This window comes from Seonamhaeicola sp. MEBiC01930, from assembly GCF_045277075.1.
Taxonomy (GTDB): Bacteria; Bacteroidota; Bacteroidia; order Flavobacteriales; family Flavobacteriaceae; genus Seonamhaeicola.
In genome coordinates this window covers 3,208,186-3,228,641 of sequence record NZ_CP104270.1, presented here as the reverse complement: position 1 = coordinate 3,228,641, position 20,456 = coordinate 3,208,186, and the positions used below count along the sequence as shown (strand labels likewise).

Genomic DNA, 20,456 nt, shown 5'->3' with positions numbered 1-20,456 from the left:
TAACATGTTAATATAAATTATATGAAAGCATATAAAAAAATAATATATAGATGCTGCGTACTGCTAATTGTTATGCTATTATTTGCATGTAATACAAAATCAGAAACAACAACAGAAGAAAAAGAACCTGTAGATTATATTGATCCGATAATTGGAGCTATTACTTATGGTAAAAAATCAAAGGATGCTCACGGATTTGGTAAAACATTTCCCGGAGCTGTTACACCTTTTGGTTTGGTGCAATTAAGTCCAGATACAGTTTCAGATGGCGATAATGGTTCTGGGTATTCCTATGAAAATCCAACTATAGAAGGATTTAGTTTTACACACATGAGTGGTGTAGGCTGGTTTGGAGATTTAGGGAATTTTTTAGTAACACCAACAACAGGAAAATTACAAACCAATCGTGGTATTGCTAAGGAACCTGAGAGTGGGTATCGTTCTCGTTTTTCTCATGATACTGAAGTAACCAAGGCAGGTTATTATTCAGTTGTTTCAGAAGATTACAAAGTAAAAACTGAACTAACCACGGCTTCTAGAGCTGGTATTATTCGTTTTACATATCCAAAAAGTGATAGTTCACGTGTTCAGATTGATTTAGCCCGAAGAGTAGGTGGAACTTCAACGGAGCAATACATAAAAATAGAAAATAAAAACACCATTTCGGGTTGGATGAAATGCCCACCAGAAGGTGGTGGTTGGGGCGCAGGAGCCGGAAAAGCAGATTATGTGGTGTACTTTTATTGCCAGTTTAGCAAGCCTTTAAAAGATTATGGTGTTTGGAGTGCAGATATTCCTGATGTACCAAGAAAAATGCGTTTTATAAGGAGAGATAATTACCAAGAAGCAGTTAAAAATGCAACAATTCACAAAGGTGCAAAAGAACTTCATGGTAAACACTTAGGTTTTTTTACCAACTTTAGTACAGAAGAAGGTGAAGAGGTTTTGGTCAAAAGTGGTATTTCTTTTGTGAGTGTAGAAGGAGCGAAGCAAAACTTAGAACACGACATTGACCATTGGGATTTTGATAAAACCAGAAATCAAGCTCGTGAAAGTTGGAACAAAGCCATTCAAAATGTAAAAGTTTCAGGAGCTACAGATGTAGAGAAAACCATTTTTTACACGGCCTTATACCATACTATGATAGACCCAAGGACGTTTTCTGATGTTAATGGAAATTACATAGGAGCTGATAAAAAAGTTCATCAAACTAAAGGGTTTACATACCGAACTATTTTTAGTGGTTGGGATGTGTTTCGCTCGCAATTTCCGTTGCAAACCATTATCAATCCAACTTTGGTAAACGACGAAATTAATTCGCTATTACAAATGGCGGAATACAGTGGCAATGAATATTTACCACGTTGGGAAATGCTGAATTCCTACTCAGGGTGTATGTTGGGTAATCCGGCAGTTTCTGTAATCAATGATGCGTACCAAAAAGGCATTCAGAATTATGATATTGAAAAAGCATTTCAATATGCTTTAAATACCGTAAACAACACAGGGAACGGTGACTTAGGTTATTTCCATAAACATGTTTCTAAAACCTTAGAATATGCCTATTCAGATTGGGCTTTAGCAACTATGGCAAAATCTTTGGGTAAAGATGCTATTGCCGATGAGTATTTCCATAAAAGTAAAAATTATAAGAATATTTGGAACGATGAAGTAAATTGGTTTAGAGCTAAAGATAGTGCCGGAACTTGGTTAGAATGGAAAGGAAAAACAAAACACGGACAAGGTTGTATAGAAAGTAACCCCTACCAACAAGGTTGGTTTGTTCCTCATGATATTGATGGTTTAAAAGAACTTATGGGAGGGGAACAAGCTTTTAAAGATGAACTCATTTCCTTTTTTGAAAAAACTCCAGAAGATTTTCTTTGGAATAACTATTACAATCACCCTAATGAACCCGTACATCATGTGCCATTTATGTTAAATGAAGCTGGTGTGCCTCATTTAACTCAAAAAATTACACGTACTATTTGTAGCGATGCGTATGGTCTGGGAGCTTATGGGCTTTGTGGTAATGAAGATGTTGGACAAATGTCTGCTTGGTATGTTTTGGCAGCCATGGGGATTCATCCCATCAATCCAGGAGACAACAAATATCAGATTACTAGTCCAGTTTTTAATGAGGTTGAAATCAAGTTAGATTCCGATTATTATTCAGGAAAAACATTCAAAATTATAGCCAATAATAATTCCAAAGAAAACATATATATCCAATCTATTTCGCTAAACGGGAGGCCTTTAAACAGGTTTTTTATCACTCATGAAGAAATTGTTAATGGAGGTGTTTTAGAAATGGAAATGGGGATAAAACCAAAGATTAAATAATAATAATTATACAAAAAATGAAGAAACTAATTTTTACAGTTGTATTTAGTTTTATAGCAATGCTTGCAATTGCACAGAAACATTACAATTACCCTATGCCAGAGTATACCCCAACACAAGGGAATTTAGAAGCGCGCAAAGAATTTCAGGATATGAAATTTGGAATGTTTATACACTGGGGTATTTATAGTGTGCTAGCCGATGGTGAATGGGTGATGTTTTTAAAGAAGATAAAAGCTGATAATTATTCTCGATTAGCTGATTTTTTCAATCCACAAGATTTCAATGCTGAAGAGTGGGTTAAGTTGGCTAAAAAAGCAGGGATGAAGTACATTACTATTACATCGCGCCATCATGACAGTTTTAGCATGTTTGATACAGATGCTAGTGATTTTAATATTGTAGATGCGACTCCTTACGGAAAAGACCCAATGAAAGAATTGGCAGCGGCCTGTAAAAAAGAAGGTATTAAATTAAACTTTTATTATTCGTTGTTAGATTGGAAAAGAGAAGACTATAAACAAGGAAAGAAAGGTGATGCAAAACAATGGGATAAATATGTTGACTTTATGAAAGCGCAATTAACAGAGCTATTAACTAACTACGGCGAAATAGGTTGCATTTGGTTTGATGGTCATTGGGATCAAAAAGAAGGGAACTGGCAGTATGATGAAATTTATTCTTTAATACATGAATTAAGTCCAAATACCTTAATAGCAAATAATCATCATATTCAACCAATCCCTGGAGATGATATTCAAACTTTTGAGCGTGATTTACCTGGAGAGAATCATGGAGGTTACAGCGGTGGCGTTCAGGTAAGCCAATTGCCTCTAGAATCTTGTGCAACTATGGCTGGTAAATGGGGTTATAGTATTTACGATAAAAAGTTTAAAAGCACTGAAAGATTAATCCATTTCTTAGTAAACGCTGCTGGTAAAAACGGGAATTTATTGTTGAATGTGGGGCCAATGCCCAACGGAAAAATTCAACCAGAGTTTGTAGAAACTTTAGGAGAAATTGGTGAGTGGACCAACAAGTATGGCGAAAGTATTTACGGAACTAGAGGGAATGTAATTAATTCCCAAAACTGGGGAACAATGACACAAAAAGGTAAAACCTTATATATGCACATTTTAAACCCTTCTTCTGAGCCTTATTTCTTTATTCCAGAACTAAAAGAGAAAGTAAAATCTGTAACTACTTTTGAAGGAAAAAAAGTAAAGTTTAAACAAACTAATGAAGGTGTATTTGTTTATTTAAACAGTAAAAATATTGATGATATTGATGAGATTTTGAAGCTAAATATAAAGTGATTGCTTTTTGAAAATAACTAAATAATATTCAAATGAAAAGTTTAATAAAACTTGTATTAATTACGCTGTTTATATCATCCTGTTCAAAATCTATACCTAGTTTTACCGTAGATGATATCAAACTAATTCCACTACCTACAAGTTTGGAATTAACTGAAGGAGCGTTTTTAATAAACCAAAGCACAAAGGTAGTTCAATCTGATGCATCTCAGGAAAAAGCTGTTAACTTCTTGGTGCAGTTATTTCATAGGGCTTCCGGTTACAATTTACAGGTAAAAGATAAAGCTGCAAATACAGGAATCATTTTTGAAAATGTTGATGAACTAAAAACAGGAGCTTATCTGTTAACTGTAAATCTAGCTTCCATTACAATAAAGGCCTCTGAAGAAACGGGTTTTTTTAATGCGGTACAGACCTTAAGACAATTGTTACCTTTGGAAATTGAGAGTAAAGAAGTGGTTAAAAAAGATTGGTTTGTGCCTAGTGTTACTATTCAAGACGAACCTCGATTTGAATGGAGAGGTATGCATATGGATTTTAGCCGTCACTTTTTTGACATAAATGAGGTTAAAGACTTTTTAGATTACATGGCTTTGTACAAGTTGAATACCTACCACATGCACTTAACCGATGACCAAGGTTGGAGAATTGAAATAAAAAAATATCCTTTACTAACAGAAAAAGGAGCCTGGAGAATTCCAAACAATCAAGATACCATTTGTATGGAAAGAGCGGTGGAGAACAAATTATTTACCATAGATGAATCTAGGTTTAAAGTGGTAGATGGAGAACGTAAATATGGTGGGTTTTTTACCCAAGAACAAATCAAGGAAATTATAGCTTATGCAGATGCAAGGTGTATTACGGTAATTCCTGAAATAGACATGCCTGGTCACTTTAAATCTGCCATTGACAATTATCCGTTTTTATCGTGTACAGGGGAATCTGGTTGGGATACTGTGTTTACGTATCCCACATGTTTAGGAAAAGAAACCACTTATGATTTCATGAAGAATGTTTTGGCAGAAGTTGTAGAGTTGTTTCCTGCTGAATATATTCACATTGGAGGAGATGAGGTAAATATAGCTTCGTGGGAGCTGTGTGCTAATTGCCAAAAAGCTATAAAAAATAATGCTTTAAAAGACGAGCATGAATTACAATCGCACTTTAACAGAGATATAGAGCAATTTTTACAATCTAAAGGAAAAAAGTTTATGGGTTGGGATGAAATTGTAACTGGAGGTTTAACTAAAAGTGCTAGTGTTATGTGGTGGAGAAATTGGCACCCAAAAGCTCCAAAAATTGCTGCTGAAAATGGAAATAAAGTGGTGGTAACCACAACTGCTGCCTACTATTTTGATTATTTAAACGACGGAAATACACTCGAGAACGTTTATAACTATGAGCCAATTCCAACAGATTTTACTGCCGAAGAAGAAGCTAATGTATTAGGGATTCAGGCTAACCTTTGGTCTGAGTGGATTCCAAACTTTAAAAGGTTACAATATCAAGCCTTTCCAAGAATGCTAGCAGTTTCAGAAAACGGATGGGTTAGTAAAGAGAAAAATTTTGAGGCATTTAACATAAGAGCAGAAGGTCAATATAAGAGATTAGATGCTTTGGGTGTGTATTATTATATTCCGGCAGTAGAAGGTCTTAAAAAAGAAATTGTTATAGTTGATGAAGCCGAAGTTTCTTTAAAGCTGGCTTATCCCTTAAAAGGAGTAGAGATATATTATTCTTTAGACGGAAGTATTCCTACCAGAGATGCTATAAAATACGAAGAACCTTTTACGGTTAACGATACGCTGACTATAAAAGCTAGAGCTTATTTGGGTAATAAGTTCAACGATATTAAAACCAATAAAGTAGTTCGTAAAACCTATGTAGAAGCATCAACCAATCAACCTAAAGAAAAAGGATTAAAAAGATGGATACTGAAGGGAAAATACGGAAAGGCCAGAGGGGTGGATGATATTATAGTACCCTCATCTACTAAATTTTCCATTGCAGATAGTATTCATTTAGATAAAGAGTTTAAGAAAGCAAAAGATTTCTCTATTGCTTACAAAGGCTATTTTAAAGCTGAAAAAGATGGTGTATATGAGTTTGAAACACGTTCAGATGGAGGTGATAAATTATTTATTGGTGATGAAACGGTGGTAGACAACAGTGGTTGGCACGGACCAAGAAAACGTTATGGGAAAATAGCACTTAAAAAAGGATGGCACCCAATTACAATTAAATACAGACCTAGTGATAAATCAAGAGTAATCAATGCTTGGTACGGATTGCAAGGTGAAGAACTAAAGTCCTTAACATCAGAAGTTACGGCTTATTAAAATACAAAATATGAAACGTTTTATAGGTTTTGCCTTTGTTTTGTGTATATCCTTTGTTGCTTGTAAGCAAGAACCAAAGGAAATTATTGAAGTAAAAAAACTAACGGATTATGTAAACACATTTACGGGAACGGATGGTCCCGGAAACACCTATCCTGGGGCAGTAGTTCCTTTTGGAATGGTACAGTTAAGTCCAGATAATGGTTTACCTGGTTGGGATAGAATTGCAGGATATTTTTATCCAGATTCCACTATTGCAGGCTTTAGTCATACGCACCTTTCAGGTACGGGAGCTGGAGACATGTATGATTTGTTGGTAATGCCATTAAACAGCAGATTCACAGAAAGTTTAACTCCTGAGGGGGGCTATAGACCTTATTCCAAATTTTCACATGAAAGAGAAAGTGCGCGACCAGGATATTATACGGTGGACTTACTAAATTCAGGAATCAAAGCAGAGTTGACCACCACACAGCGTGTAGGTTTTCATCAATATACTTTCCCTGCAGATAACCAAAGCCAGATTATTTTAGATTTAGGCTACAGCTTAAATTGGGATAAGCCCATGGAAACCAAAATCATTATAGAAGATGAGCAAACAATTTCAGGATACAGAAAATCTAAAGGGTGGGCTGCAGACCAACGTATATATTTTGTGATGGAATTTTCTAAGCCTTTTCTAAGCGCTCAGTTGTTTAATAAATCTGAGGAAGTTATGGCCAAAGAAATAGAAGGTCAGTTTACCAAAATAGTTGCTAATTATAAAACGCAAGACAACGAGAAGATACAAGTGAAAGTAGCCTTGTCATCTGCAAGTATAGATGGAGCACGTAAAAGTTTGCTAGCTGAAATTCCGCATTGGGATTTTGAAAGAACAGTTCAAGAAGCAGATAATATTTGGCAAAAATACCTATCTAAAATAACCATTGAGGGTACCGAAGCTCAAAAAGAGTTGTTCTATACCAATTTATATCATGTGTTTTTAACTCCATCTTTACATAGTGATATTGATGGCGCTTACAAAGGTGCAGATGGAGAAACTCATATTGCGGAAGGTTATAACAAATATGACACTTTTTCATTATGGGATACTTTTAGGGCAACACATCCTTTATACACACTAATTGCTTCCGATGAAACCAAAGACATGATAAAATCATTCTTATCGCATTATGATGAGACTGGATTGTTACCAGTTTGGTCTTTGGCAGGAAACGAAACAAATATGATGATTGGTTACCATGCCGTACCAGTAATTGTAGATGCTTATTTTAAGGGTATTTCTATGGATGCTAAAAAAGCATTAGAAGCGTGTATTGCTTCAGCCAATGAAAATGGTAGGCAAATAGATTTATACAAAAAGTATGGCTATGTGCCAACTGGTGAACATCATGAAAACTGGTCTGTTTCTAAAACCTTAGAATATGCTTATAACGATTGGTGTATTGCAGTTTTTGCTGAAGCTTTAGGGGTAGAGGGTGTTCAAAAAACATTTGAAAAAAGAGCCAATAACTGGAAGAACTTGTATGACAACGAATCTACTTTTTTTCGTCCAAAAGATGAAAGCGGGAAGTTCACCAGTCCTTTTGTGGCTAAGGAATACACGCGAGAGTTTTGTGAAAGCAATGCTTGGCAATATTTCTGGTTCGTGCCTCATGATATAGAAGGATTAAAGAGCACGTTAGGAGAAGAACAATTTACAGCCAAGTTAGATTCTATGTTTACGTTTTATCCAACCGCTGATGACAAATTACCAATTTTTAGTACGGGAATGATTGGTCAGTACGCCCATGGAAATGAACCAAGTCATCATGTAGCCTATTTGTACAATGCCATTGGGCAACCTTGGAAGACTCAGGAAATGGTTCGCAAAATCATAAAGACCCAATATAGTACTAATCCTAATGGCTATTGTGGAAACGAAGACTGTGGTCAAATGTCTGCTTGGTTAGTTTTTTCTTCTATGGGAATGTATCCTATTAATCCAGCCGATGGGATATATAGTTTGACATCACCTTGGGTAGAAAGCGCCACTATAAATTTAGATAATGGAAAACAGTTTGTAGTTAGTAGCGAAAATCAATCTGAAGATAACAAATATATCCAGTCTATAACCTTAAATGGAAAGCCGTATGATAAGCTTACCATTACTCATCGGCAAATAATTGAAGGAGGTACTATTCATTATATACTAGGTCCTAAAGCCAAAAAAAAGGAAGATTTAAAGTAAAAAAGAAACCCTTGTAAATATATTATTTACAAGGGTTTTGCGGAGAAAGAGGGATTCGAACCCCCGGAGGTGTGACCCTCAACAGTTTTCAAGACTGCCGCATTCGACCACTCTGCCATTTCTCCAAGTGTCTCATCAGGTATTCCCTGAATGCGGGTGCAAATATAAAATCCTTTTTCGTTTCTTTCAAATAAAACATCAACTTTTTAAAAAATAATTTCTCCATCTATAATAGTATTCAAAGATTTTATTGGCTAATAACTTAATAATGAAAATTTCAAATATTACATTTGCAAAAATCTAAGCTTAAAAATGGATATAATAGATAAATTAAAGTGGCGTTATGCAACTAAAAAGTTTGATAAAGACAGGAATCTTTCTTCTAATAAGATTAATGTTTTAAAAGAAGCTTTTAATTTAACTGCTACTTCTTTTGGATTACAAACCATTAAAATGATTGTTATTGAAGACAAAGCTCTTAGGGAATCATTAGTAAAATTTTCTTATAACCAAACTCAGGTTTTAGATGCATCTCATTTGCTTATAATATGCATTCAAGACAAAATAAATAGAGAAGATGTTAATGAATATTACAATAACATAAAAGAAATTAGAAAAACTTCTGATGAAATATTAAATCCTTATAAAAATGATTTAATTAAAATGATGGAAGCAAAAACTAATAAAGAACAGCAACAATGGTCAAAAAATCAAGCTTATATAGCTTTGGGCAATTTAATGACTGTTTGTGCCGTTGAGGAGATAGATTCTTGCCCAATGGAAGGCTTTATTTCAAAAAGTTTTGATGAAATATTAAACCTTAATGATAAAGGTTTGAAATCCGTTCTACTTTTGCCGGTTGGTTATAGGGCGCAAGATGATATATTCGCCGGTTTCAAAAAAGTAAGGATGGATATTACAGAAAGTGTTTTAGAAATATAAAATATAAGGGCGTTACCCTATCGGGTCGGGCTTTTCGCGTTACACGGTAACTTGCTACAATCCCTAACGCAAACAAAAAAATAACTATGCCAGGATTTGAATTATTCGGAGATTTAGAAAGACAACAAGTAAATGATGTGTTAGATAATGGTGTGCTAATGCGCTACGGTTTTGATGGCATGCGTAACGGCCATTGGAAAGCCAAAGAATTAGAAACAGCTTTAGAAAATGCTTTTCAAACAAATTATGTTCAACTAGTTTCTAGCGGAACAGCAGCTGTTTCGGTTGCCTTGGCAGCCGCTGGAGTAGGTGCAGGAGATGAAGTGATTATGCCAACTTTTACATTTGTTGCCAGTTTTGAAGCTATTATGGCTTTAGGTGCAGTTCCTATATTGGTTGATATAGATGATACCTTAGCACTAAACCCGGAATCAGTAGAGTTGGCTATTACACCAAAAACCAAAGCGGTAATGGTAGTGCAAATGTGTGGTAGTATGGGAGATTTAAAAGCATTACAATCTATTTGTGACAAGCACAATTTGCTGTTGGTTGAAGATGCGTGTCAAGCTATTGGCGGAACCTATAATGGAAAACCCTTAGGTAGTATTGGTGATTTAGGGTGTTTTTCTTTTGATTTTGTTAAAACAATAACATGTGGTGAAGGAGGAGCAGTAATAACTAATAATAAGGAGTATTACGTAAATGCTGATCATTTTAGTGACCATGGTCATGACCATATTGGTAATGATAGGGGAGCAGAAGCACACCCAATTTTAGGTTATAATTTTAGAATTTCAGAGCTGCATGCCGCGGTTGGTTTGGCGCAAGTACAGCGTTTAAATGAGTTTATTGGCATTCAAAGACAGTATCTTAATATTTTCAAAGAAACGCTTTCTCAGGTTAATGGAGTTACTTTAAGAAATGTTCCAGAAGGAGGAGTGGAAAGTGGTGCGTTTTTCAATTTCTTTTTGCCAGATTTAGAATGCACAAGAAAGGTAATACAGGGGTTTAAAGAAGGTGGTATTGACTTATGTTGGAATTATTACGATAATAATTGGCACTACATACGTAAGTGGGATCATTTAAAAGAATTAAAATCGCTTTTTCCAATTTCTGCAGAAGTTAAAGAAGGCTTAAAATATCTTGAAACTAAAACTTTTGATAAATCAGATCATTATATAGGTAGAAATATTTCATGCTTAATTAAACTCTCATGGACAAAAGAAGAAGTTCAAGAAAGAGCAAATAAAATGGCGCAAATTATAAAAACGGTGCTTAATAATTAATATAATCTACAATTTCTAAACCATACCCAATTAAACCAACACGTTTAGTTTGGGTAGTATTTGATATTAATCTTAATTTATGGATGTTTAAATCATGAAGGATTTGAGCACCTATACCAAAATCTCTCGTATCCATATTAATTCTTGGAGCTTTTAAAACTTTGTTTTGAATCTGATTCTCCTTTAAAAAAGATAAACGCTTTAAAATATTCATAGATCTAGATTCTTGATTAATGAATATTACAGCGCCCTTGCCTTCTTTTTCAATTATTTTAAACATACTATCTAATTGCCTATCGGCATCATTAGTTAATGTGCCTAATATGTCATTATTAATTAATGTAGAATTAATTCTAGTCGCTACGCCTTCATTATCTTTCCATTGTCCTTTTGTTAAAGCTATATGAACCTGATTGTTAGTTGTTTGTTTGTAGGCTCTTAATCTAAAGCTTCCAAACCTAGTTTCAATTTGAAAATCTTCCTTTTTTTCAATCAAAGAATCATGCTGCATTCTATATGCCACCAAATCTTCAATGGAAACGATTTTTAAATCTAGCTGCTTAGCTACTTCAAATAGTTCTGGTAATCTTGCCATACTACCATCCTCATTCATTATTTCCACAATAACTCCGGCTGGTTTTAATCCTGCTAATCTTGCAAAATCTATAGCTGCTTCAGTATGTCCAGTCCTTCTTAAAACACCACCTTCTTTTGCTACTAAAGGAAATATATGACCTGGTCTGGCCAACTCAAATGGTTTTGTGTCTGGATCAATTAATGCTTTAACCGTTTTGGCTCTATCATTTGCAGATATTCCTGTAGTAACACCACCACCTCGTAAATCTACAGAAACTGTAAATGCAGTTTCCATAGGGTCAGTGTTGTTACGCACCATCATACTTAACTCTAATTCTTTACAGCGGTTTTCTGTAAGAGGTGTACAAATAAGCCCTCTTCCATGTGTAGCCATAAAGTTTATCATTTGTGGAGTAACTTTGTCTGCTGCAGCTACAAAATCACCTTCATTTTCTCGATTTTCATCATCAACAACAATAATTACCTTACCATTTCTAATATCATCAATAGCTTCATGAATGGTATTTAACTTAAATTGTTTTGTAGTTTCTTGAGTCATAGTTTCAAACATATCGCAAAGATATTGCTTATTTTAAAGATTCTAAACAATTACGCTTTAAGTCTTCTTTTATTTTAGATTTAAATTGAAAATATGTTATCCAATAAAAAGGAAAGCCAATAATTTTTAAAAGGATAGTTGGCTTTTTATTATTTAAGCAATCTTCTAAATACAATTTATTAATATTCAATAAAGACTTAAAATAATAAACTATAAATAGTACAAATGAAACAATACTTAATTGAAAAGAAGAAGAGGCTAAATGAGATAATTTATTATTTCTAAAAATAAAATAAGCAAATAAAAGAGCTACACCAATACTATATAAAATTATACTGTAATTAGAGTGTGCATTATAATCGTTTTTTGATTTATTACGTATCACTAAGTTCAATCTTTTTAGAGTCTTCATTATCAATTAAATCTAAGTCAAAACTCGTTTTTATATTCTTATCTAGTAAATAATAACCTATAAAAAACAATGGAATTCCAATTATATAAATTAAGATTATAGATGAATTAAAATCTTTTCCAATTTGTTTCCTAAGGCTGTGTTCACTAAAACAAACTTTTACAAATGATATAAGAAATAAAACTTGTGCTATTAGTCCAGCAGTAAAAAGTGTTGTTCCTGTTATTGGGAAATTGTTATTGTCTAATATAGCTCCAACAATTGAAGTAATTAACGAAAGAAGATATAGTATTAATGTTAATTTTAAGTCTTCTTCAAATTTATTTTTTAAGTTAATTGTTTGTTCATACTCTCGGTTATTATAATTACCAGAAAATTTCAATTGTTCATTTGTTATTCCTCTTTTGTTTAAAATTTCTAAAGAGGTATTTCTATAGATGGCTTTATATCCAAATTGTTTGTGATTTTTTAGAATACTAATAAGTTTATCATTATTGTAGTTATCTAAAACTTCATATTCAGGGTCTTGAGAATCATAAATTGATGTATCTAATTCAGCCTCTTTCTTTTTAATTCTGAATACTTTTTTAAGAAATTCAAATATGCCATCACCTTCAAACAAACCTTTATCAGCTGTGGCTCTTTTAGTTAAAAAGATTCCTAAGGGTAGCATTACCAAAGTGGAAAACCAACTAGCAATAACAGGGTTAATGGTATCATTTTTAGCACTGTTAGTTGCAAATATTCCCATGAAATGATAGGTTAAAAATAATAGAATAGCAATTACCATTGGTAACCCAATACCTCCTTTACGTATTAAAGCACCAAGAGGAGCGCCTACAAAAAACAAGATGACACAAATAAAACTTAAAGCAAACTTTTCATGAAGTGATATATAATGCCTATTTAGCCATTTCTTAGCCTTATTAAAATTGTCTTGTTTTGTAACTATTATTTGCTTTGCACTAGTAGATTTTCTTGAAGCAGCTTCTATTAATTGTAGCTTTCTAGTTGTGTTAAAAAGAGGAAGAATATCTCCAGTATAAACAGAATCTTGTTTAATATTTCTTTCAGGCTTTTTAACTTTTGTTGTTTTTAATACCGAAGACCTTTGCAATAAAATTTTAGAAAGAGAGTTTTTTTGTTGCTTTTCTTTTTTGTTCAAAGAATCTATAGTTTTATTCAAACCATTTATATCAAGCATATCATACTTGGCTGTTTGAGATTTTTCCTCAAAATCAATATCATTCATTCCTGAAAGATCTATGTTTATGGTATACTTTTCAAAAGTGCTTTTAGCAAAAGGTTTCTTTTTTCTGCTTTTTGAATCTGATGAATATATATCACTATAGTAATTACCGTTATGAAGAATTAATTTTAAAACATTAGATTTCTCATTACTAACAAGTTCTCCAGTTTTAGATTTTATTGTAGTGGCATTACTTCTACCATCAGAGCCTTTAATATGAATAGTAACATCTTCTAAAAATCTATCATTATCTCCACCTTTCTTTTCAACTTTAATGTTGTAATTCATTATTTCATTGAACTGTCCTTCTGTAATTGCTGCCGCAGGTTTTGATTTAGCAATATTACGGCGCAAATTATAAGAGTTAAGTTTGGCCCAAGGAATTACTTCGTTTGAAAAAAAGAAAGCCGCTATAGCCAGCCCAATAATAAAGACACTTAGTCCCTTCATAGCGCGTTGCAACGATATCCCGGTAGATTTCATCGCTGCAAACTCATAGTTTTCAGCAAAACTACCAAAAACCATTATAGAAGATACGAGTATAGTTAAAGGTAATATTAAGGGAATTAGACTAGGTAAAATATACAACAGTACTTTAAGTATAATTACCAAATCTAAATCTTTACCTGCCAATTCTTTAATATATAACCAAAGACTCTGTAAAATAAATATCAGTATGAGTATTAAAAACACACTGATAAAAGTTTTAAAATAAGAGGTAATTATGTATCGGTCTAGTATCTTCACTAGTCTATATTATTGATGTAATAATCTTGATATTTATTGGCATCAAAGGTAAATAAGGTTTTTGAAATAGGCTGATTTGTTTTAAAAGAATTTACCGTAAGCGTAGTCTTAGATCCATTATTGCCTACTTGAATTAAATTGTAAATATTTTTAGTTTGAGAGTCTATTCCTAAAAGAATGCTTTTTAATTCTGAGTTGGAATCAATTGGGGTAAGCTTAACATATTGTATAATTCTGCCATTAATATTTTGCTTAATATCTAACTCATAGATATAACCTTCTTCATAAAATGATAGCATTTTACTTGGTGTAATGGCATCCTCCTCATTTTCGTCTTCAGAAGAAATAGTTACTTCTTCATCTTCAGGACTTATAGAATAAAGTTTAGCACCATCAAATAAACGGGTAATACCTAAAATATTAAGTTTATACTTTTCTCCTTGCATAACAACATCACCACGTGTTTCTTGTTTAATATTCTCAGATGTGTTTTCTAAGGTATATTTAAAATCTATTGAAATATTTTCATAACTCTTCACTTTTTGAGAAACTTCATCCAATAACACCTTTCCTTTGTTTTGAGAAAAAGCACTTAATGTAATAGTTATAACTAAAAGTGTTATAATTTTTTTCATGTTCATTATATTATAATTTTTCATTTTCAAGATGAACGTCTAAAGCAACTAAATCTGTTATTAAAACCTGTCTAGCTTTACTACCTTCAAATGGTCCAACTATACCAGCAGCTTCTAATTGATCAATTAACCTGCCAGCTCTATTATAGCCTAATTTTAATTTTCTTTGTAAAAGAGATGCAGAGCCTTGTTGTGCTGTTACAATAACTACTGCAGCTTCTTTAAATAGTTTATCTCTATCTGCAATGTCTATATCAATACTTGTGCCACTTTCTTCACCAACATATTCAGGTAAAAGATAGGCATCTGGGTAGGCTTTTTGTGAGCCAATATAGTCTGTTATTTTTTCTACTTCTGGAGTGTCAACAAAGGCACATTGTATTCTAATCATATCATTACCCTGGGTGTATAACATATCACCACGACCAATAAGCTGATCTGCACCAGCACCATCTAAAATGGTTCTAGAGTCTATTTTAGAAGTTACTCTAAATGCTATTCTTGCTGGGAAATTAGCCTTTATAATTCCAGTAATTACATTAACAGAAGGACGCTGCGTGGCAATAATTAAATGAATTCCTATGGCTCGTGCTAATTGTGCTAAACGTGCAATGGGTGTCTCAACCTCTTTACCAGCGGTCATAATTAAATCTGCAAACTCATCTACCACCAAAACAATATAAGGTAAGAATTGATGACCATCATTAGGATTTAATTTTCTAGCTTTAAACTTTGCATTATACTCTGCAATGTTTCTACACATAGCATTTTTTAATAACTCATAGCGGTTATCCATCTCAATACAAAGCGAATTTAAGGTGTTAATTACTTTAGTATTGTCAGTGATAATAGCTTCTTCACTATCTGGAAGTTTAGCTAAATAATGACGCTCAATTTTATTAAATAGCGTCAATTCAACTTTTTTAGGGTCTACTAAAATAAACTTAACTTCAGCAGGATGTTTTTTATAAAGTAGGGAAGTTAAAACAGCATTTAAACCAACAGATTTACCTTGACCAGTGGCACCGGCCATAAGTAAATGCGGCATTTTTGCCAAATCTACTACAAAGGTCTCGTTACTAATTGTTTTTCCTAAAGCAATAGGAAGCTGCATTTCGGAGGCCTGAAATTTCTTTGATGAAATAACAGAGCGCATTGAAACAATAGTAGCATTTTTATTGGGCACCTCTATACCAATGGTTCCTTTACCTGGAATAGGTGCAATGATACGAATACCCAGGGCAGACAATGACAATGCTATATCATCTTCTAAATTTTTAATTTTTGAAATCCTAACACCAGCTTCAGGAACAATTTCGTAAAGTGTAACAGTTGGCCCTATAGTAGCCTTAATACTTGCAATACCGATTTTATAATTACTAAGGGTATCAACTATACGGTTTTTGTTTTCTTCTAATTCTTCTTGATTAATAGTTATACCTTCGGTATCATATTTTTTAAGAAGCTCTAATGGAGGAAATTTATAATTACTTAATTCTAAGGTAGGATCAAACTGTCCAAAATCCTCAACCAATTTATTTGCTAAATTATCTGTTTCAGATTGTTCTTCGGTAGTTTCCTCTACTTTAATTTCAATTTCTGGTTCTTCAATTTTAAGTTTTGAAGAATCCTTTATTATATCTAAAGGTTTCTCCTTAATAACTTCAGGTTCTTTTTTTGTTGTATTGTTTTCTAATGGAATCTCAAAAGCCGCTTTAATAGCCTCAGCTTCATCAGAAAGATTATTATCTACTACAATAACAGCATCATCATTCATACTTGTAAACTCTTCTTTAATATCTGTTCTAGCCGATTTAAAAAGAGTAGTAAAACTTTCAAAAGTAACTTTAAAGCGGATGGCTAAATAAGTAATTAAACCAAACAATAAGATTAGAGAGGTTCCTATTTTACCAATATAATCCTGAAGAAACATATTAACCTCAAAACCAATAGTACCACCCAAAATATCGTAGTTCTTTGTAAAAAATCCAAAAAATATTGATAACCAAATAACTATTAAAGTTCCCCAAAACCAATGCTTTCCTAATCTTGCCTTCGGAAGGTTCATCAAAACATAAATTCCTGATAGAAAAATAAGACCCGAGAAAATAAAAGATGCAACCCCAAATCCTTTTTGAATAAAAAAGTCACTTAACCAAGCCCCAGTTTTGCTTAACCAATTTTCAGCTTTTGTATCTCTGGATGAAAAATCTGAAAGTGTACTTTGATCTATTTCTCCAGTAAAAAAGAAAGAAATAAAAGCAATACATAAAATAACCCCAAAAATCACCAAAAAACTTCCAAAAACTAGCTTTTGCTGATTGGATAATTTAAAACTCGGAGCTTTAAGTCTTTTTTTAGTTTTAGTCTTACTTTTTCTCTTAGCCATTAATGGTTTAAAGTATGAATATGAGATTCTGAAACAGGTTCAAAATTGAATCGCTTACACGATGCAACAAAAATACAAATTACTAACGTTTATCCTAGTTAGAATATTATTTTAAAAAATCTTAGGTAAGTATATAATTAAACCAATAATTATGGCAAAAAAAGCTGAAATAAAAACAGCACCAGCAGCTACATCTTTAATTATTCCTATTTTTTTATGATGTTCAGGATGAATAAAGTCTGCCATTCCCTCAATTGCTGTATTAACTCCTTCAACAGACATTACTAAAGAAATTGCAAAACATTGCAAAACCCATTCTGTAGTTGAAATGTTAAAAAAAAACCCTCCTATGGAAACAATAATAGCTATAACTAACTGAATTTTAATACTGGCCTCAGTTTTAATTAAGTATATAGCCCCTTTAAAAGCGTATCCAACACTTTTTAAACGATTTTCCAAGAAGGATTCTTTCTTTTTCATTATTTTAATACAATACTTCTAATGCAGCTTTATAGTTTGGTTCTTCAACAACTTCATAAACCTGTTCTGTATGAAGAATTTTTCCGGTTTCATCTAGTACAATAATAGCACGAGCTAATAATCCTCTAATAGGGCCATCCACATAGGTTAAATTGTAGGCTTCTCCAAAATTACCATCTCTAAAATCAGAAAGAATTTCAACATTTTCAATCCCTTCGGCTGCACAAAATCTACTCATTGCAAATGGCAAGTCTTTAGAAATGCATAATACCTTAGTGTTTTCTAATTCAGCGGCCTCTTGATTAAATTGTCTAACCGAAGCGGCACAAGTACCAGTGTCTATACTATGGAAAATATTTAAAATAACTCTAACTCCTTTATAATCACTTAGAGTTTTATTTGATAAATCAGCCGCCGCTAATTCAAAATTAGGAGCTTGACTCCCAACTTCAGGTAAATCACCCCTTGAATTTATTGCTGTTCCTTTTAATGATAGTGTTGCCATGTTTTCTAGTTTTGTTTTTTTGAGCAACTAAAATAACAATTATTACTTCTTATAATCATAAATAGATTTAATCTTTTTCTTGAAGAATCAACAAAGTATATTATTTAACTATTGAATTCTTGTGCCCAATAGATTTTATCAATTTTAATATAATTTATTAAAATATTTTTAACCATATAGTAAACAAACATTTAGTAACTTTAGGTATTCAAAAAAAACATTACAACAAAATTAAATAAAGTATTATGCACAGTACAGACAAAAACGACATTAGTAAGTGCCCATTTATGAGTGGCACACAAAAACAACCTGCAGGTGGTGGTACAAAAAACCGTGATTGGTGGCCAAATGAACTAAAGCTAAACATTTTGCGACAACATGGAAAAAATGTGAATCCTTATAAACAAGATTTTAATTATGCAGAGGCTTTTAATAGTTTAGACTTTTCTGCGTTAAAACAAGAAGTCATTGATTTAATGACAGATTCACAAGATTGGTGGCCTGCTGACTACGGACATTACGGGCCATTTATGATTAGAATGGCATGGCATAGTGCAGGAACATATAGAGTTGGAGATGGTAGAGGAGGAGGAGCTTCGGGTTCACAGCGTTTTGCACCATTAAATAGTTGGCCTGATAATGGAAATTTAGATAAAGCTAGGTTGTTGTTGTGGCCTATAAAAAAGAAATATGGTAAAAAATTATCATGGGCAGACCTCCTAATTCTAGCAGGAAATTGTGCATTAGAATCAATGGGCTTTAAAACATTTGGTTTTGCTGGCGGACGTGAAGATATTTGGCAACCAGAAGAAGATGTTTATTGGGGTTCTGAAACAGGATGGTTAGATAATGACGATCGTTATGATACCAGTGATGGTGATTTAGAAGGACATTTAGGAGCTGTACATATGGGATTAATTTATGTAAACCCTGAAGGACCAAACGGTGAACCAGATCCTATGAAATCTGCACATGACATTAGAATTACTTTTGGAAGAATGGCCATGAATGATGAAGAAACCGTTGCACTTGTGGCAGGCGGACATACTTTTGGAAAAGCACATGGAGCCGCTAGTCCAGATGATTATGTGGGGGCAGAACCGCATGGTGCATCTATTGAAGAGATGAGTACAGGTTGGAAAAACTCTTATAAATCTGGTGTTTTAGATGATACCATAACCAGTGGTTTAGAAGGTGCATGGACACCAAACCCAACACAGTGGGATCATGATTATTTTGATGTGTTGTTAAACTACGATTGGGAATTGACTAAAAGCCCTGCAGGTGCGCATCAATGGACACCGAGTAATGGAGATGCCAGAAAAGCTCCTGCAGCAGGAGGACATGGCACACAAGCTTTAATGATGTCTACGGCTGATATGGCCTTAAAGACAGACCCTAAGTATTTAGAGATATCACAGCGCTTTCATAAAGATCATGCTGCTTTTGAAGATGCATTTGCTCGTGCTTGGTACAAATTAACTCATCGTGATATGGGGCCAGTAGACCGTTATTTAGGTCCTGAAGTACCTCAAGAGGAGTTAATTTGGCAAGACCCAATACCAAAAGTAGATTATACCTTAAGTGATACAGATATAGCTTCTATCAAAAAAATGGTATTAGCCTCTGGTTTAAGTATTTCTCAATTAGTAACTACAGCTTGGGCTTCTGCTTCTACATACAGAGATTCTGATAAACGTGGTGGTGCTAATGGTGCGCGGTTAAGATTAGAACCCCAAAGAAGTTGGGAGGTTAATAATCCTGCTGAATTAGAAAAAGTGTTGCAAGTTTTAGAGGGCATTCAAAAAGAATTTAGTGGAGACATTTCTATGGCAGATTTGATTGTTCTAGCAGGAAATGCTGGTATAGAAGAAGCTGCTAACAATGCTGGCCATACTGTTACCGTGCCTTTTACTCAAGGTAGAGGTGATGCTTCTCAAGAACAAACAGACATAGAATCTTTTGGATACCTAAAACCTTTAGCTGATGGTTTTAGAAATTATATTAATACAGATTTAAAAGTTGATGCTGAAGATTTATTAATAGATAGAGCCAACTTAATGAATCTATCAATTCCTGAAATGACTGCTTTAGTAGGAGGAATGCGTGTTATCGGAACCAATTATGATGGTTCTAATCATGGAGTATTTACAGATAATGTAGGGCATTTAACCAATGATTTCTTTACGAATATTTTAGATTTTACTTATACGTGGAGTGCCACTTCAAATGATGACACCCTTTTTGAAGGGAAAGATAGAAGAACAGGTATTGTTAAATTTATGGGTACTCGTGCTGACTTAATATTTGGTTCTAACACAGAGTTAAGGGCTATTGCCGAGGTATATGGTGCTGATGATGGCGAAACCCAATTTGTTCAAGATTTTGTAGCGGCTTGGGCCAAAGTAATGGATTCTGATAGATTTGATTTAAAATAATTTGAGT

At 33.4% G+C, this 20,456-nt stretch carries 14 protein-coding genes and 1 tRNA gene; 7 read left to right on the top strand and 8 right to left on the bottom strand.

What is annotated here, in order from left to right:
• The first annotated feature begins 21 nt into the window (after positions 1-21).
• Genes N1F78_RS13930 through N1F78_RS13915 form a run of 4 tightly spaced genes read left to right on the top strand, consistent with a single transcriptional unit; the run spans position 22 to position 8,231 of the window.
• Positions 22-2,343, top strand: coding sequence for a GH92 family glycosyl hydrolase (locus tag N1F78_RS13930; protein ID WP_406683777.1), 2,322 nt, complete (start codon positions 22-24; stop codon positions 2,341-2,343).
• Between the two features lie 17 nt (positions 2,344-2,360).
• Positions 2,361-3,659: an alpha-L-fucosidase gene (locus tag N1F78_RS13925; RefSeq protein ID WP_406683776.1), complete on the top strand. Its 1,299-nt coding sequence runs from the start codon at positions 2,361-2,363 to the stop codon at positions 3,657-3,659.
• A gap of 32 nt (positions 3,660-3,691) precedes the next feature.
• A complete protein-coding gene (locus N1F78_RS13920) occupies positions 3,692-6,001 on the top strand; it encodes a family 20 glycosylhydrolase (RefSeq protein WP_406683775.1) in 2,310 nt (769 codons plus the stop codon).
• A gap of 10 nt (positions 6,002-6,011) precedes the next feature.
• Positions 6,012-8,231: a GH92 family glycosyl hydrolase gene (locus tag N1F78_RS13915; protein WP_406683774.1), complete on the top strand. Its 2,220-nt coding sequence runs from the start codon at positions 6,012-6,014 to the stop codon at positions 8,229-8,231.
• A gap of 40 nt (positions 8,232-8,271) precedes the next feature.
• Here the strand turns inward: N1F78_RS13915 and N1F78_RS13910 are convergent.
• Positions 8,272-8,356: transfer RNA gene (locus N1F78_RS13910), tRNA-Ser, on the bottom strand.
• A 187-nt stretch (positions 8,357-8,543) separates the two neighbouring features.
• Here N1F78_RS13910 and N1F78_RS13905 point away from each other — a divergent pair.
• Positions 8,544-9,173: an NAD(P)H-dependent oxidoreductase gene (locus N1F78_RS13905; protein WP_406683773.1), complete on the top strand. Its 630-nt coding sequence runs from the start codon at positions 8,544-8,546 to the stop codon at positions 9,171-9,173.
• A gap of 86 nt (positions 9,174-9,259) precedes the next feature.
• The gene (locus N1F78_RS13900) at positions 9,260-10,459 is read left to right on the top strand and encodes a DegT/DnrJ/EryC1/StrS family aminotransferase (RefSeq protein WP_406683772.1); all 1,200 of its coding nucleotides are present in this window, start codon (positions 9,260-9,262) and stop codon (positions 10,457-10,459) included.
• Here N1F78_RS13900 and ribB read toward each other — a convergent pair.
• From ribB to tpx, 7 genes are all read right to left on the bottom strand, one after another.
• Entirely contained in the window at positions 10,449-11,606 is a 1,158-nt protein-coding gene (gene ribB / locus N1F78_RS13895) for a 3,4-dihydroxy-2-butanone-4-phosphate synthase (RefSeq protein ID WP_406683771.1), read from the bottom strand. The two genes, N1F78_RS13900 and ribB, sit on opposite strands and share 11 nt — an antisense overlap.
• Before the next feature lie 16 nt (positions 11,607-11,622).
• Positions 11,623-11,979: a hypothetical protein gene (locus N1F78_RS13890; RefSeq protein WP_406683770.1), complete on the bottom strand. Its 357-nt coding sequence runs from the start codon at positions 11,977-11,979 to the stop codon at positions 11,623-11,625.
• On the bottom strand, positions 11,969-14,002 hold the full coding sequence (locus tag N1F78_RS13885; RefSeq protein ID WP_406683769.1) for an LptF/LptG family permease: 2,034 nt from the start codon (positions 14,000-14,002) through the stop codon (positions 11,969-11,971). Before N1F78_RS13885 ends, N1F78_RS13890 begins: the two co-directional genes overlap by 11 nt.
• Positions 14,002-14,637, bottom strand: coding sequence for a LolA family protein (locus tag N1F78_RS13880; protein WP_406683768.1), 636 nt, complete (start codon positions 14,635-14,637; stop codon positions 14,002-14,004). The genes N1F78_RS13885 and N1F78_RS13880 overlap by 1 nt, the downstream gene beginning before the upstream one ends.
• A 10-nt stretch (positions 14,638-14,647) precedes the next feature.
• Entirely contained in the window at positions 14,648-17,026 is a 2,379-nt protein-coding gene (locus tag N1F78_RS13875) for a DNA translocase FtsK (RefSeq protein ID WP_406683767.1), read from the bottom strand.
• A 111-nt stretch (positions 17,027-17,137) separates the two neighbouring features.
• Positions 17,138-17,506 carry a diacylglycerol kinase gene (locus N1F78_RS13870; protein WP_406683766.1) on the bottom strand — a complete coding sequence of 123 codons (369 nt, stop codon included), beginning with the start codon at positions 17,504-17,506 and terminating at the stop codon, positions 17,138-17,140.
• Between the two features lie 4 nt (positions 17,507-17,510).
• Positions 17,511-18,011: a thiol peroxidase gene (tpx, locus tag N1F78_RS13865; RefSeq protein ID WP_406683765.1), complete on the bottom strand. Its 501-nt coding sequence runs from the start codon at positions 18,009-18,011 to the stop codon at positions 17,511-17,513.
• Between the two features lie 245 nt (positions 18,012-18,256).
• Between tpx and katG the strand changes: the two genes are divergently transcribed.
• Positions 18,257-20,449 (top strand): catalase/peroxidase HPI, encoded by a 2,193-nt coding sequence (gene katG / locus N1F78_RS13860; protein ID WP_406683764.1) that lies wholly within the window; start codon positions 18,257-18,259, stop codon positions 20,447-20,449.
• Positions 20,450-20,456: the final 7 nt, after the last annotated feature.

What these genes read in the sequence shown, in the direction of transcription:
- N1F78_RS13905 (WP_406683773.1), top strand. Translation starts at nt 8,544, where the DNA reads ATGGATATAATAGATAAATTAAAGTGGCGTTATGCAACTAAAAAGTTT.
- tpx (WP_406683765.1), bottom strand. Translation starts at nt 18,011, where the DNA reads ATGGCAACACTATCATTAAAAGGAACAGCAATAAATTCAAGGGGTGAT.
- N1F78_RS13920 (WP_406683775.1), top strand. Translation starts at nt 3,692, where the DNA reads ATGAAAAGTTTAATAAAACTTGTATTAATTACGCTGTTTATATCATCC.
- N1F78_RS13875 (WP_406683767.1), bottom strand. Translation starts at nt 17,026, where the DNA reads ATGGCTAAGAGAAAAAGTAAGACTAAAACTAAAAAAAGACTTAAAGCT.
- N1F78_RS13870 (WP_406683766.1), bottom strand. Translation starts at nt 17,506, where the DNA reads ATGAAAAAGAAAGAATCCTTCTTGGAAAATCGTTTAAAAAGTGTTGGA.
- N1F78_RS13925 (WP_406683776.1), top strand. Translation starts at nt 2,361, where the DNA reads ATGAAGAAACTAATTTTTACAGTTGTATTTAGTTTTATAGCAATGCTT.
- N1F78_RS13915 (WP_406683774.1), top strand. Translation starts at nt 6,012, where the DNA reads ATGAAACGTTTTATAGGTTTTGCCTTTGTTTTGTGTATATCCTTTGTT.
- N1F78_RS13930 (WP_406683777.1), top strand. Translation starts at nt 22, where the DNA reads ATGAAAGCATATAAAAAAATAATATATAGATGCTGCGTACTGCTAATT.
- ribB (WP_406683771.1), bottom strand. Translation starts at nt 11,606, where the DNA reads ATGTTTGAAACTATGACTCAAGAAACTACAAAACAATTTAAGTTAAAT.
- N1F78_RS13900 (WP_406683772.1), top strand. Translation starts at nt 9,260, where the DNA reads ATGCCAGGATTTGAATTATTCGGAGATTTAGAAAGACAACAAGTAAAT.
- N1F78_RS13880 (WP_406683768.1), bottom strand. Translation starts at nt 14,637, where the DNA reads ATGAAAAAAATTATAACACTTTTAGTTATAACTATTACATTAAGTGCT.
- katG (WP_406683764.1), top strand. Translation starts at nt 18,257, where the DNA reads ATGCACAGTACAGACAAAAACGACATTAGTAAGTGCCCATTTATGAGT.